This is a genomic window from Spirosoma aureum, from assembly GCF_011604685.1.
GTDB lineage: Bacteria > Bacteroidota > Bacteroidia > Cytophagales > Spirosomataceae > Spirosoma > Spirosoma aureum.
This window is the reverse complement of record NZ_CP050063.1, coordinates 5,235,114-5,250,802: the sequence shown is the minus strand read 5'-3', so window position 1 is coordinate 5,250,802 and position 15,689 is coordinate 5,235,114. Positions and strand designations below refer to the sequence as shown.

Annotated in this window: 11 protein-coding genes; 8 read left to right on the top strand and 3 right to left on the bottom strand. The window is 48.0% G+C overall.

The annotated features are described in order from the left end of the window. Positions 1-145 precede the first annotated feature (145 nt). The 8 genes from G8759_RS20975 (at position 146) to G8759_RS20940 (ending at position 11,311) form a co-directional block, all read left to right on the top strand. Positions 146-763, top strand: a complete 618-nt coding sequence (locus tag G8759_RS20975; RefSeq protein WP_167211926.1) for a YhcH/YjgK/YiaL family protein — start codon at positions 146-148, stop codon at positions 761-763. A gap of 26 nt (positions 764-789) precedes the next feature. Continuing rightward, positions 790-1,731, top strand: a complete 942-nt coding sequence (locus G8759_RS20970; protein ID WP_167211923.1) for a D-2-hydroxyacid dehydrogenase — start codon at positions 790-792, stop codon at positions 1,729-1,731. A 56-nt stretch (positions 1,732-1,787) separates the two neighbouring features. Then, on the top strand, positions 1,788-2,915 hold the full coding sequence (locus tag G8759_RS20965; RefSeq protein ID WP_167211920.1) for a zinc-dependent alcohol dehydrogenase family protein: 1,128 nt from the start codon (positions 1,788-1,790) through the stop codon (positions 2,913-2,915). After that, complete coding sequence (locus tag G8759_RS20960; RefSeq protein WP_167211917.1) at positions 2,915-4,393, top strand: NAD-dependent succinate-semialdehyde dehydrogenase; 1,479 nt, start codon at positions 2,915-2,917, stop codon at positions 4,391-4,393. The genes G8759_RS20965 and G8759_RS20960 overlap by 1 nt, the downstream gene beginning before the upstream one ends. 28 nt (positions 4,394-4,421) lie before the next feature. After that, entirely contained in the window at positions 4,422-5,693 is a 1,272-nt protein-coding gene (locus G8759_RS20955; protein WP_167211914.1) for an MFS transporter, read from the top strand. A gap of 59 nt (positions 5,694-5,752) precedes the next feature. Beyond that, the gene (locus tag G8759_RS20950) at positions 5,753-7,666 is read left to right on the top strand and encodes an aldolase/citrate lyase/malate synthase family protein (protein ID WP_167211911.1); all 1,914 of its coding nucleotides are present in this window, start codon (positions 5,753-5,755) and stop codon (positions 7,664-7,666) included. A 130-nt stretch (positions 7,667-7,796) separates the two neighbouring features. Next, a complete protein-coding gene (leuB, locus tag G8759_RS20945) occupies positions 7,797-8,879 on the top strand; it encodes a 3-isopropylmalate dehydrogenase (RefSeq protein WP_167211908.1) in 1,083 nt (360 codons plus the stop codon). 524 nt (positions 8,880-9,403) lie between these two features. Beyond that, positions 9,404-11,311 (top strand): sensor histidine kinase, encoded by a 1,908-nt coding sequence (locus G8759_RS20940; protein WP_167211905.1) that lies wholly within the window; start codon positions 9,404-9,406, stop codon positions 11,309-11,311. Between the two features lie 40 nt (positions 11,312-11,351). On the opposite strand, the gene G8759_RS20935 is transcribed toward G8759_RS20940, so the two are convergent. The 3 genes from G8759_RS20935 to ccsA form a co-directional block, all read right to left on the bottom strand. Then, entirely contained in the window at positions 11,352-12,641 is a 1,290-nt protein-coding gene (locus tag G8759_RS20935) for a hemolysin family protein (RefSeq protein ID WP_167211902.1), read from the bottom strand. 76 nt (positions 12,642-12,717) lie between these two features. Next, positions 12,718-12,951: a hypothetical protein gene (locus G8759_RS20930; protein WP_394353257.1), complete on the bottom strand. Its 234-nt coding sequence runs from the start codon at positions 12,949-12,951 to the stop codon at positions 12,718-12,720. Next, a complete protein-coding gene (ccsA, locus tag G8759_RS20925) occupies positions 12,952-15,630 on the bottom strand; it encodes a cytochrome c biogenesis protein CcsA (protein WP_167211899.1) in 2,679 nt (892 codons plus the stop codon). Positions 15,631-15,689: the final 59 nt, after the last annotated feature.

The following is a 15,689-nucleotide window of genomic DNA, read 5'->3' as shown; positions in this document are numbered from 1 at the left end:
GGGAAAGCTTTTTCTGAAACACCTGCAATTTATCGACGGCATTGTTCGGTAAGCACTTTCTTGCCGGATAGGATTTGTCTTGTCTTTTGACTGTATATCTGGCCCTTAATGGAATTAGCTAAAAATACGTTTACAAACTCATTCTATGAGAAAAATACACACCACGGCTTTTTATATGCTGATGGCATTAATGCTGGTTGCTTCTGTATCGAACGCTCAGTCTGATGGAGCATGGACCGAAGAAAAGGCGGCTAAATGGTATGATAGTCAGGTCTGGTTGAATGGATTAAAAGCAACGCCCTATCAGGTTGTTAATAAACTGGAGTTTGCGAAGCAATATCACGCAAACAAAGCCGCATGGGACAAAGCCTTCGCTTTTCTGAGAGATACTGATTTTACCAGACTAAGAGCCGGTAAATACCCAATCGACGATGAGAATGTCTATGCAACAATCAGTGAAGGACCGCCGAGAGAAATCTCTCCGTTAAAATGGGAAGCCCATCATACCTACAATGACATTCATTTTGTGGTTAAAGGGAAAGAAAAAATCGGCGTAATGCCGGTAGCGAATGCAACGGTTAATCAAGAATATAGCGCCACGAAAGACATTGGTTTTTATACAATTGATAACGGAAATTTTTACATAGCGGAGCCCGGAAATTTCTTTATCGTGACTACGAAGGAAGCACATAATCCGAGTAATAAAATAGACGGTTTCGATGGCGTGAAAAAGGTCGTCGTCAAGGTGAAAAATGCACTCTAGGATATTCTCTTAAGTTAGTTCTACCGATGAAATTAGTCTTTCTGGATGTTAAAACGATGGGCGACATTCCAAATCTTGGGTTGTTGGAGAAGTATGGCGAGGTCACGTATTATCAGACTACCCGACCCGACCAAACTCAGGAGCGGATCGAAAATGCCGATATCGTACTAGTCAATAAAGTCGTTTTAGATCGTGCTATCATTGAGCAGGCAAGTGCACTGAAGTTGATTTGTGTGGTGGCTACCGGCACAAATAATGTTGATAAAGTAGCCGCCGAAAAACGAGGCATTCCGGTAAAAAATGCCTCGGATTATTCGACACAGAGTGTTACACAGGGCACCTTCGCGCTGTTGTTTCACCTGCTGGTAAATATTCCTTATTTCGATCAGTACGTAAAAGATGGATCGTACTCGAAGACCGATATATTCACTCATTTTGGCAACGGATTCTGGGAGTTGAACGGCAAACGATTCGGCATCATCGGTCTGGGCGCCATTGGCAGGCAGGTAGCCAAAGTAGCCGATGCGTTTGGAGCCGAAGTCGTGTACTATTCAACCTCTGGTCAAAATACCCAACAGCCTTACCAGCGCCTTGACCTGGATGAATTTTTAACAACTTCAGATGTGGTGTCTATTCATGCTCCACTCAATGAGTACACGGCGAATCTGATTAATTACGATCGGTTAAAACGCTTGAAAAAAACGGCCATTCTGATCAATGTTGGTCGGGGAGGAATTGTCAATGAAGCCGATTTAGCGCGGGCACTGGACGAAGAATTACTGGCAGGGGCAGGTATCGATGTTTTTACCCAGGAACCTATTTCGCCAGCCAATCCGCTGTTGCACGTAAAAAATAAAGCCAGACTGGCGTTAAGCCCACACGTTACCTGGGCGAGTATAGAAGCCCGAACCATGTTGATGGAGAAAGTTGGACGCAACATTGAGGAGTTTTTGACTAATGGTAAGTAATGGTTTGTCCTTCTGCGCTTAGAAAGGAAGGCATAACGTGAATCGATAACCCTACTATGAAGATAAGAGCAGCCGTTTTACATGAAATGGGGAAAGAACGTCCCTATACGAACAGCAACCCGCTGACAATTGAAGAGGTAGAATTAGAGTCGCCCCGGAGTGGTGAACTTCTCATAAAAATTAAAGCAGCCGGGCTTTGCCATTCCGATTTATCGGTAATTGATGGCAATCGACCACGCCAGATGCCGATGGTACTGGGACACGAAGCCGCTGGTGAGGTTGTCGAGCTGGGTCCGGATATACACGATATTGCCGTTGGCGATCACGTCGTATTCTCCTTTTTGCCGATCTGCAACCATTGCATGCCCTGTATGACCGGACGACCTGCCCTGTGCGAAAATGGGCTTGTTGCCAATAACAAGGGCGAATTATTAGGGGGCGGCTTCCGCCTTCAGGACCAGCAGCAACAGCCCATTCACCATCATATGGGTGTGTCTGGTTTTGCCGAGTACACGGTCGTATCCCGCAAATCAGTTGTAAAAATAGATCCGACACTGCCGTTTGATATTGCCGCCCTGTTTGGTTGCGCCATCATGACCGGCGTAGGTGCCGTGATTAATACGGCTAAATTAACGCTTGGCCAAACCGTGCTGATTACCGGTTTGGGTGGTGTTGGCTTTGCTGCCTTATTGGGTGCGCTTGCCGGAGGTGCCAGTAAAGTAATTGTCGCCGACGTTAATAAAGAAAAGCTTGCAAAAGCGCTTGAGCTAGGCGCACATGAAGCGATAGATTCTTCACAGCCGGATGCTGTAGAGCAGGTGAAAGACCTTACACGCGGTGGGGTAGATGTCGGTTTTGAGTTTGCAGGAGTCGTTCAGGCGCTGGAGTTTACCTATAATGCTACGGGCCGGGGTGGTAAAACCGTTACGGCTGGATTACCACACCCCAGCAAAATGATGCAGTTCTCGCCAACGAAACTGGTGGCCGATGAACGGACATTACAGGGTTCATACATTGGTAGTTGTGTGCCCGTTCGGGATATTCCCGCCTATATCGCGCTGTACCAGTCCGGCCGTCTTCCGGTCGACAAACTGATGACGCATAAGCTAGGCTTAGATGATGTAAACGAGGGGTTTGAACGCCTGGCAAAAGGTGACGCTATTCGCCAGATAATCACTTTCTAATGATGAACTCAACCAGCCCATCGCCCGGCCTTATGGAAACCAATTCGCTGATCAGAACACAGTCGTACGTAAACGGAACATGGGTCCAGGCCGCCAGCGGAGAAACTTTTGATGTAATCAATCCCGCAACTGGTTCGGTATTGGCCACCGTAACCGACATGGGCAGTGCTGATGTACGGGCGGCTATCGACGCTGCCCATGCCGCCTGGCCTGCTTATCGGGATCTGACGGCCAAAGAACGGTCGAACCTGCTAAAAAAATGGTTTGCGCTGATTCTGGAGAATAAAGACGAACTGGCGAGGCTGATGACGATGGAATGTGGAAAGGTATTAGCCGAGAGCCGGGGTGAGGTCGATTACGGGGCCTCATTCATCGAGTGGTTTGCCGAAGAAGCGAAACGTACATACGGGGACGTTATCCCGGCCAATACGAGAGACAAGCGGCTGGTTGTCATCAAACAGTCCATTGGTGTCGTCGCGGCCATTACGCCCTGGAATTTTCCACTGGCCATGATAACCCGGAAAGTAGGCCCGGCGCTGGCAGCCGGTAGTCCTGTGGTTGTAAAACCACCGTCCGAAACACCCCTTACCGCACTTGCCATTTCGTATCTGGCCGAAAAAGCCGGTTTCCCACCGGGCGTTTACAATACCGTTACGACGTCCAAAAATGCGGAAGTCGGTCTGGAACTATGCGAAAATCGGAACGTACGTAAATTATCATTTACGGGTTCTACGGCCATTGGCAAGCTCCTGATGAGCCAGTGCGCGTCGAATCTGAAGAAAATATCGCTTGAGTTGGGCGGGAATGCTCCGTTTATTGTTTTCAACGATGCCGATATCGATGCCGCAGTCGTCGGCGCAATGGCTTCCAAATTCCGGAACAATGGCCAGACCTGCGTATGCGTCAATCGGCTGTATGTGCAAGATGCGGTTTACGATGAATTTGTTGAGAAACTTTCGAAGGCGGTAGCTGCTCTCCGCGTCGGAAATGGCCTGGATACGGATGCCCAAATGGGACCGTTGATCAACGAAAAAGGCTTAAACAAAGTCAAACACCATCTGGAAGATGCACTTTCGAAAGGAGCGAAAGTCATTGTGGGCGGCAAAGAAATGGACGGGTTGTTTTTCCAGCCGACGGTATTGACCGACATAACGCCCGATATGATCATTGCCCGCGAAGAAGTCTTCGGACCGGTAGCGCCCGTTGCCCGATTTACCTCCGAGCAGGAAGTCATCCAGCTGGCGAATGATACGCCATATGGTCTGGCCGCGTATTTCTATAGCAAAGACATTGCGCGTTGCTGGCGGGTTGCCGAGGCTTTGGATTATGGCATGGTGGGCATCAATGAAGGAATGATCTCAACCGAAGTGGCTCCTTTTGGAGGCATCAAAGAATCGGGTGTAGGTCGTGAAGGCTCCAAATATGGGATGGACTACTTCATGGAGATCAAATACCTGTGCTTTGGGGGAATCAACTAAACAAACGCGTTTAAACGAGAAAATCACCATGATTGAGCCCATCTACGAAGACAATCCGCAAAAAGTAAAATTGATCCCTAAACCGTCGACCTTACGCCTGTTATTTCAGATTCCGGTTATCGTTGCCGCCCTGGGCTATTTCGTGGATATATACGACCTGCTTTTGTTTAGCATTGTCCGGGTCCAGAGTCTTAAAGACTTAGGCGTTTCGGATGCCGATATGCTAACGCAAGGGATTTATCTGATCAACATGCAAATGGGCGGACTGCTCATTGGGGGCATTCTGTGGGGAATTTTGGGCGATAAACGGGGGCGACTCTCTGTATTGTTCGGGTCAATTTTAATTTACTCGCTGGCCAATATTGCCAATGGATTTGTTACGTCGGTCGATCAATATGCAATACTGCGGCTGGTGGCTGGCATTGGTTTGGCGGGCGAGCTAGGCGCTGGTATTACATTGGTAGCGGAGGTGTTGCCCAAAGAAATTCGGGGATACGGCACATCATTGGTGGCATCTGTGGGGCTTTTGGGAGCCGTATTGGCTTATTTTATTGCCGAACAATTTGCCTGGCGGAATGCTTATTTCATCGGAGGGGGGCTTGGATTGTTATTGCTGGTGATGCGGGTCAGCGTTTTTGAGTCCGGTATTTTTACGAAAGTGAAGGAACAATCGGTTTCCCGCGGAAATTTCCTTCATTTATTTTCGTCACAAAAACAGTTTTTTAAATACCTCCGTTGCATTCTTATTGGCTTACCCGTCTGGTTCGTTGCGGGTATCCTGATGACTTTCTCGCCTGAATTTGGAAAAGCTTTAAACGTCGATGTGCCCATTGTAGCGGGTAAAGCGGTCATGTGGGAATACATTGGTTTAGCCATCGGCGATTTGTCCAGCGGCATTCTTAGTCAATACGTTGGCAGCCGGAAAAAGATTTTGTTTCTCTTTCTGGTCCTGACCGCCGTGCTGATAACGGTGTATTTATTTGTGCCGTTGCATTCGGCAGTTATGTTCTATGCCGTATGTTCCTGCCTAGGTTTTGGGGTTGGCTACTGGGCTTTATTCGTCACGATTGCGGCCGAACAATTTGGTACGAACCTGCGGGCTACGGTTGCAACAACAGTTCCCAATTTTGTTAGAGGGAGTATAAATATCATGACGCCTTTATTTCTCCTCTTCAAAGATCACCTCGGTTTGGTGTCAGGAGCAGGACTTTTAGGATTCATAACGATTACAATTGCGTTTCTTGGCCTCTGGAAAATGGAGGAGACATTTGGCAAGGATTTGAACTTCCTGGAAGAATAGTCCTACTTGTTCATTTTTAACCATCAATCACATTTTGCGAACTTTCTAATTCAGATAGAATGAGCTACAACGATTTTATAATCCGCGACAACCTGAAAGAGGCTTATCCTGACATTTATACCCCCGAAGCACTTTCGACACTTTCGGCATTGGCCCACTTTAACAAACGAATTAAAGAGGTCATGGCTACCCGCATGCAGCGCCGGGCAGCACGTCAGCAAAATAAAACAAGGATCACTTTTCTGGACCCGGAAAGCACAATCCCGGGAACAGACATAAAGGTTCAGGATGCGCGCGATGGAAAATTTGAAGGCTCTGTCATCCCTGTCGATTTGCAGCGGCAATGGATTCAGGGCACAGGACCCGCAGCTAAACCCAATACACCCGTCGAAAGTAGCATTCGTAACGTAGCCTATGCGTTGCTGTCTGGGGCCGATGGCTGGATGTTTGATGGCGAGGATGCCCTGGGGCAGATTTCGACCATGTCGCTCGATAATCAGCGGAATCTGAAACTGGCCATTCATAAAGATCCGGTGTTTCTGAAAGTAGCCGCGAAGGTGGCTGAAGAAATGAACCGCTGGTCGAAGTCGTTTTTAGGGCGTGAAATTGTCACGGACTGGGAATCGCAGCTCAACTTCACGACCAAGATCTTTCGGGCCCGCGGTCTTCACCTCGACGACCGGCATATTCGGGATGCCGATGGGGTGGCCATGGCAGCTTCCATTGTTGATCCGACGCTTTATGTCGTGAACAACTATAAAGAACTGCAAAAAAACAGATCGTCCATTGTGTTGTACCTGCCCAAAATTCAGACGGCCGAAGAAGCTGGTGTATGGAGCAGTTTACTTAATGCGCTTGAGGGTCATCTTGGTCTGGAAGCGGGCACGATTAAAGTGTATGTGCTGGTCGAACAACTCGAAGCAACCCACCAGTTGATGGAAATTCGGGCGGCCCTTGGCAAACATTTCGTGGGCTATAATACAGGCCGTTGGGACTACATCAACAGCGTTTCCGATGCAATGGCCTGGGATACAGACTTCGTCAATCCCAACATTGAAGCCATTACCATGACGTATGGCTACATGCGTAATTACGAAGATCGCGTCCGGCGGACCGTCAATACGCCCGATATCAATGGCAATTTTGCCCTTTGGCAGGGTGGGATGGAACCTAACATACCCGTGGGTTCTGAAGAAGGGGTGTCGGCCAGTATGAAAAAAGCCGTCGCCGGTGCTGAGCGTGAACAACGGGAAGGAGCGAGCGGAAAATGGGTGGCTCACTGGAAAATGGTGCATATTGTACGGCCTGTTTGGGAGAAAGTGGGTGATGCCAATCAGTTAGGACGTGAGTTTCCACGACTTACCTACACCCAGCAGGATGCCGATGGGCTAATTCTGATCGAACCGGCGCCAACCGATATTCGCGGGGCGCGTAACCTGCTGAGCGTCGCGCTGCAGTATGGAAATGCCTTCGGGCAGGGAATGCAGGCTGCTGCGTTGAAACCGGCCGATTTCTTTGGCAATGATGATATCCTGTATCTTATGGAGGATATGGCTACCGGTGAAATCCGCTTGAGCATTCTCTGGGAATGGGTTCATAAAGGAGCAATTATTACCGAGGCTGATGCGGAAACGGATACCAGCGCAGGAGCAGTTTTTTCGGAGGCTCTGTATAAAAAATTGCTTGACCAGGAGTACGATAAATTGCTGAAGGCCGATACGAAAGATGTCTATGAATCATCGAAAATTACCACGCTGCCCATTGCGCGCGAAATAGCGGATGTGTACATTCTGAGCGAGGTAAAACCACCCTGGTTTATTGATTTGTTGAATATCAACCTCAATAATACGGATCTGGATACAGCGAAGAGCCGGATCGAGTTATACATGACTACATTAGCCCAGGAGGGTACCCGCATCACCGAAAATCTTGATTTTGCTGGCTACGAAAAACGGGCTGATGTTTCGGCTTGATCAGAAAATAAAACCCTAAAACAAATCCATTATTAGTAGTGATTTTCCCACTCTTACAGGTTTCGCGATGAGCCTGTTAGAGAGGGAAGGGCTACCGTATTGTGTTCTATTTTATTGATTAACAAAGACAATGGCCCAAAAACATATAGTAATTGCTCCCGGCGATGGGATCGGACAGGAAGTAACCGCAGTTGGCAAAAAAGTAGTCGAGAAAATTGCCGCTAAATTCGGTCATGAGTTTACATACGACGAAGTGTTGATCGGCCATTTATCGATCGAGGCAATGGGTAGCCCACTGACCGATGACGCTCTGGAAACCATGCGGAATTCGGATGCCGTATTATTTGGCGCTGTTGGTCATCCCAAATACGATAATGATCCTACGGCTCAAATGCGCCCTGAACAAGGTTTATTCAGAATGCGGAAAGAGCTGGGACTCTATGCAAATTTGCGGCCCATAAAACTATTTGACGAGCTATTAGGTGCATCCAGCATTAAACCTGAAGTGCTGAAAGGCGCCGATATTTTATTTTTCAGAGAACTTACCGGGGATGTGTATTTTGGTGAAAAAGGACGAAAAAATAACGGGAACACCGCATACGATATGGCCGAATACAGCCGATACGAAGTAGAACGTATTGCCCGCAAAGCGTTTGAAGCTGCCCGTACCCGCCGAAAAAAGCTCTGTTCTGCCGATAAAGCCAACGTTATGGAAACCGGGCGTTTATGGCGAGAAGTCGTCCAGAAAATGTCGTTAGACTATCCGGACATAGAAGTCGAACATCAGTACGCCGATGCAACGGCTATGCTGCTGATTAAAGACCCCCGTCGGTTTGATGTGATTGTTACGGCCAATTTATTTGGCGATATACTGACTGATGAAGCATCGCAAATTGCGGGTTCTATGGGGATGCTGGCTTCTGCATCCATTGGTGATGGCACAGGCGTGTACGAACCTATTCATGGATCGGCACATGATATTACGGGTAAAGGTGTCGCCAATCCGATTGCATCCATACTGTCTGCCGCATTGCTGCTGGATATATCGTTTGGCATGAAAGAAGAATCGGAAATGGTGATTAAGGCCGTAGATAATCTATTAAAAGCCGGTTATCGAACTCGAGACATTGCTGATAGTCAGACTTCTTCTGATAAAATTCTAGGGACGGAAGCTATCGGTAAACTAGTGCTGACTACTCTGGACGACCTTTAATATATAGCATAAACTTGTGCAAGCCTGAGAGCAGTACAAGAATCCGTTGATTACAATAAACGGTGTCAGGAATGAATTTTATCGGCCTAAAAGCGAGTCTGGAGCTTTTAGGCCGTTTCCATTTGTCGGGTTTTAGTTAGTCACCAAAGCCCCTGAATAAAAGCAGCCAGTCTTTCCAAAATCTGCCAATACGATTAGGTAGTGATAAAATAACACGGTTTTTGCTCAAATAAGGCTAGCCAAAAAGCGCACAAATTCTATACAAAGATTCATCCCTATACCCGGGCAACGTTAGCAAAACTCGTAGTCAAAAAAGCATGATCGTGTTGAATACCGGGCTAGTTTTATATTGACGGGACTTTACCGGCTGACCGGTATTCGTTTGAATTTGTCTACTAATCTGAAAAAACATAAATCTGTGGTCAACGACTTGCCAAACAAGCAATTAATTGATAGTTTGCTGCCTTTGCAGGTGTTTATCTGTAAAAACATAATTCCGTACCTACGCTTTACCTTCTTTAAAAATGACTCATGATTTACACCTTCATCCGCCCAATCCGTTACTGGAGAGCGTCTTTCAGAATTCGCTCAATGGTATTTTACTTTGTCAGGCTATTCGGAATGAGAATGATCAAATAAGCGATTTTCGCGTACTCCGCTGTAATGAACGAGCCGCTGCTCTGAGCGGATTCACGCAGGAACAATTGTTAACTTATTCAATGCTTGCTCTCGATCCAGATGGAAATTGTGGGGTGATTTTTGATAACTATAAGCAAGTAGTTGAATCGGGCTTGCCTATGCACATCGAGCATCATTTTGCTGCTGCTGATAGCTGGGTAGCTCAATCACTGGCTCGCTTTGAGGACTGTGTGCTGGCTTCCTGGACTGATATTAATGATCGCAAAAAAGCGGAGTTAGCCCAGAAGCATGAGACGACGCTTCTACAGGCAATTTTAGACAATACACAGACGGGAATAGCGGTCATGCAGTCCGTTCGGGATGAGGCTAACAAGATTATCGACTTTCGATTTACTCATCTTAATGCTGATGCTGAGCGGATTACGCAGCGGTCAAAAGAAAGCCTGATCGGTGAATTATATAGTCTGGCCTGGCCGGGAGCCCGAATAAACGGTGTTCTGGACTGGCATATCCGCGTGGCAGAAACGAATGAACCGGCCCGAATAAATGGAGTTAATCTGCCTGTAGGTGAGTATAATGGCTGGTATAATATCCGTATCCGACCGTTTGGCGATGGTGTCATTGCCACGTTTATAGATGTTACGGCGCTCAAACGTGCTGAGTTGGCAAATCAGCGACAGGCCGACCTGTTGCGGTCGGTATTGGATGGATCATCAAATGCAATCATCGCCTTCAGTGCCGTACGGGATGAAACAACAGGCAAAATCGTAGATTTTCGTTATGTCGCCCAGAATGAAGCGAACCGCCAGAATCCCGGCCGAACGGATGAAGAAGTGATTGGCCGTACGATGCTTGGCTACTTTCCGCACGTTATAGAAACGGGCTTGTTTGATCGCTATGTTCAGGTCATTGAAACTGGAGAGCCAACCCGTTTTGAGCAGGAATATAACTACGATCAATTAAAGGGTTGGTATGAACTTTCTGTTATTAAGTGGGACGATGGAATTGTGCTGACACTGGTCAACATTACAGAGAGTAAAACGCATCAGCAGCAATTGGAGCAGACAAACCGTGACCTGCAGACTGCGAACGACAACCTGCGGCAGTTTGCTTATGTTGCCAACCATGATCTACAGGAGCCCCTGCGTAAAATCATGGCTTTTGGCGACATCCTGCATAATCAGTTTTCGCATCAGCTTACGGAGTATGGGCAAGACATTGTTTCCCGGATGCAGTCTGCGGCCGGACGGATGTCATCGCTCATTAAGGACGTACTGGCTTACTCACGAATTAGTACGCATCGGGCTCCTTTTCAAACGGTTTTACTGGAGCAGTTATTTGCAGAGGTGCGTTCGGAATATGAATTGGCATTGCATGAGGCAGGTGCAATTCTGACCGTTGGCCCTTTACCAGCTGTTCGAGGTGATTTTGCCCAGATGCACCTGCTATTCAGTAATTTAATCGCCAATGCTATCAAATTCAGAGTGCTGGAAAAGACACTTGTAATTGATGTTTCGTGTGAGTCAGTTTCTGGAGAAGCTGCACCCGCTGAGTTAAATTCAACGCAAACCTATTACAGAGTCAGAATAACCGACAACGGTATTGGCTTCGAGGATAAATATGCGGAACAGATTTTTCAGGTATTTCAGCGACTTCATAACCGGCAGCAATACGACGGAACCGGAGTTGGACTGGCCATTTGCCGGCGCGTGGTCGAAAATCACCGGGGCGCTATAACCGCATATGGACATCTGGGCAAAGGGGCAGCTTTCGAGGTGTATTTGCCTGTCTGAACCGTCAGGGAGTCACGAATCAGTGAGCGGAAAAGCACCGTTACTCTTTATAATTCGGATTCAGTCGGACTTTCACCGTATCGATCCGGGTGCCGTCCATTGAAACGATGGTAAATGAAAACGGGGCTAGTTCGATCACGTCACCGACCTGAGGCAGATCTTCGTTCGTCTCTAAAATCAGACCACCCAGGGTATCATAGCTTCCTTCGGGAATAGACCAGCCGTAGGTTTCGTTGAGGTCGTCGATTTCATGACGGGCACTCAATAACCAGGTATGGTCGTCGATCTGCTGTTCGGTCCAGTCTTCGTTGGTATCGTACTCGTCCTGAATCTCACCAAAGATTTGCTCAACCATATCCTCTACACTGACAATACCTGCCGTGCCACCAAATTCATCGACGACGAGCGCCAGGCTTTTGCGTTCCGACAAAAAGCGAAGTAGCAGATCCTGAGCAGGCATGGTTTCTGGTACGGTAATGATTGGCGTTATGATTTCTTCTACCGTAGCGGGTTTTCGGAACAGAGCCAACGCATGACAATAGCCAACAACATCATCGATAGTATCCCGGTAAACAATAATCTTCGAGTGACCACTATCCTGAAATGCCTGCCGAAGTTCCTCGACCGTATCATCGGCCGCAATGGCCGTAATCTCGGTTCTTGGAACAAGACAATCACGGACACGTACATCGCGGAATTCAATGGCATTGTTGAAAATCTGCGTATCGATTTCAAGCTCTTCTTCAGTATCCGATTTCTGATTCAGTTGCTGAAGGTAATGATTGAGGTCTGTCAGGCCGAACACGGGTCGGATTTCCGGGTTTCGTTTCCCCAGCATATAGCGGATCAGGAACCGGGCCGTTCCGACGAGCACACGCACGAGTGGAGCAATCGCTTTGTAAATGACCCAGAGCGGTACGGCCAGTGCCTCCAGAAATCGATCGGGATGAATTAACGCCAAACTCTTCGGTAAATAGTCGGCCAGTGGCAGGAAGATGATCGTTAGAATCAGGGTCTCAATGGTAATGAAAACAGACTGATGCTCTGCCCAGGATGCGGGCAAAATGGCCATTAACAGCGGATTCAGGGCTGTAACCCCCAATACGGCGTAGAGGACCAGAAAGAGCGTATTGCCGGTTAACGTGGTTCCAACAAATAGAATCGGATTCTTGAGGAAACCAGACACCAGTTTCTCGCCTAATGGACCTTGTTTACTGTGGAGCTCAAAATATAAACGGTTGACCGATACATAGGCCATTTCGACAGCCGAGAAAAAGCCAGCCAGCACCAGAGCAAGTAAAGCACCAAAGAGTAAAGCGTAGGGTTCCAAACAGTTTTGGTTTTATAGGATTCGGGTAGGGCATCCGGGGCGAAGCGACTACTACCCGAATACCCTAACCGCAAAGCTATTTTTTTTTCTTCTTCCGATTTTCTACCATCTGCTTAATGGTTGGCGAAACAGTCTTTTCGCGCTCGATCCGTTTGTTTTTGACGTATTGAAACGCCAGCAGAAAGCCAAGGCATAACATCAATAACCAATAACTTTCGGCAAAAGTTGTTCGCTGGTATTCGGCAATCCAAAGGATCAGGAATCCGGCACCCGCCGAAAGCAGCAGTATTTCAGAAAGTTTCAGTTTCATCTAAATCAGCTTATCCTGCATCTTTCTATACTCACGGTACCGGCGAACGGTAGAAATCAGGAAGCCCATCACAACAATCAGCGTGCCGATCCAGAGTATGTTGATCAATGGTTTTTCAAAAGCTTTCATCACGATGTAGTCACGCTGCGTCCGGTTCACGGCGAAGGTAAACTTACCCGTCCGTGGGTCGATTTCATTCAATTGGATACGAACACCCAGCTCATCACTCATTTCGGCCGGATGGGCTACCAGGCGATTTTTGATCACGAACGCCGGATTTAAGGTCTGCTCGCCGGTTTTACTCAATACACGAACCCGTGCCCGAACAGCTGCATCATTCGGACCGATATCCATGCCTTCGACCTGGTTGGTCCGGACAACGTCGTCAAGAATGGCTACGTAATCATTGAGAAAAAACGTGTCTTTAATGGCAACGCTATACGTTTCGGTCTTCTCCCATTTATTTTCAGCACTCGGATCGGGTACCGAATTAACGTAGGTATAAATGTCGCGATCAGCCTTGTGGCGTGTATCGGGCGAAGCCAGTAATCCCATTCGCTCGTTTACCTGGGCACGCGGGAAAAGGCTAAACACTTTACCACTGGGTTCGCGGTATTCAACTTCGTAGTAGGTGTTCTCCGGATACAGCGCAAGCGTATCTCCTTTTTTGTGGTAAATTTTACCACCCTGCTCAATGTCTCGTTGTGCAATGCCCCGGAAATCACCTTCGATCACCATGACATCTTTACGGGGAATATACCCTGGCACATCGCGGGCTTCAATACGCTGACCGCGATAGGTGAGTTGATATTGACCCATTCGCTCCGGCTGATTCAGCCACAGCAGCGTATTTTCCTTGTTTTCCTTGTTATCGTTTTTTGTAAACTCATCCTGCTTGGAGATCAGTAAACCACTCGTATTGATCGAAATAACTTTCGAGAAACCGGCCGAATACAGAATCCCAATCAGCATCAATGCCATGCCTATGTGGGCGATAGCGCCCCCCGAAAAACGATAATTTCCCCGAATAACACCCAACAGGATTGTTCCATTGGTGACGAGGGCAAACACAGCTGCTACCAGTAAGGCCATGTAAACCGGATTCTTGATTGAACCAAAGGCAATCAGCCCTGCGCTTATGAGCAGCGTTATTATGCCCGGTGTAATGAGCGCATCCCACTTTTTGTTGTCCAATTTTCGCCACCACATAAACTGACCAACGCCAGTCAGCAGGGCAATCACGACGAAAAACCAGACCTGGAATTTGTTGTAGTGAGCAATCTGGTCGGCAGGCAGGGCAAGATTGGATATTTTGCCGAAGCTTTCCAGAATCTTGTTATAAACCGGAATGGATGTCGTTGCTATAATCTGAAAGGCTGATAAACACAGCACCGTAGCGCCAATGAACAGCCAGAATTCTTTGGTATAAACAGACGCTTCCTTCTCATCGCTTGGAATGTATTTCCACTTACGGGCGGCCAGTAACACAGCCAGGGCAACGAATGCCAGCAGATAAACCAGCAATTGGCCCGACAAGCCCAGATCGGTAAAGGAGTGTACGGAAGCGTTACCCAGAATTCCGCTTCGCGTTAGGAAGGTAGAATACAGAATCAGCAGGAACGTGCTAATTGTCAGGATAATAGCCGTTTTCAAGCCAGTTGAACTTCGTTTGGCTATCAGCATCGTGTGCAGCGAAGCAACCATGACAAGCCAGGGAACGAAAACCGCATTTTCGACGGGGTCCCAGTTCCAGTACCCACCGAAATTAAGGGTTTCATACGCCCAGTAGCCGCCCATCATAATGCCGACGCCGAGGATCATGGCACCAAATAACGTCCAGGGTAGCGCGGGGCGAATCCATTCGAGGGGTTGATTCCTCCATAAACCGGCAATGCAATAGGCAAACGGAACCAGTGTCAGGGCAAAGCCCAGAAAGAGCGTTGGTGGATGAATTACCATCCAGTAGTTCTGAAGGAGTGGGTTCAAACCATTGCCATCTTTAGGCACGAAGGTTGGATCGGCCGTAAAGATCGGTGCGTCGGGCATAGCCTCAGCCAGCAGAAGGAATGGAGAGGACCCAAGCTTAAACGTGTCACCGAAAACAACCCCCAGAATCATGGATGCCAGAAACGCCTGCACCAGGGCAAAAACAGTCATCATGGGCGCTTCCCACTGCTTTGCGGCCGCCCCCCGGCTGGTGCTGATCACAATCGCTCCGAGTACGGCATCCCAGAACAACCACAGGAGAAACGATCCTTCCTGGCCTTCCCAGAAGCAGGAAATCATGTATTGCACCGGTAACGCCAGCGACGAGTGGCTCCAGGCGTAATGGTACTCGAAGTAATGATTGTAAATGATATAATACAGGCTGGCCCCGACGCCAAATACAGCGAGCCCGTGGATATAAAATGCCCACCGAGCCAGTGTCTTCCAGTCGTCCTTTTCGGGTGTTGCGACTTGTGTCGATTGGACAGGTACTTTTCGTTTCGCCTTTTTGCCACCAAATGTAGACTCTCCGGCATAAGCGAGCTGGGGCTCCTCAACCGATATTGTTTGTACACTGACGCTGGCCCGACGTCCGAGCGACGAGAGGAAATAAGCGACTGTGGCTACCAGCGCTGTTACGAATGACAGAATGACGAAAAAGTGGCCGAGTTGCCCGACTGTAGTATGTATCATTGACGAAAGAATGAAAGAGCGAAAGCATGAAAGAGTGAAACAGGCAATGGAACTATGCG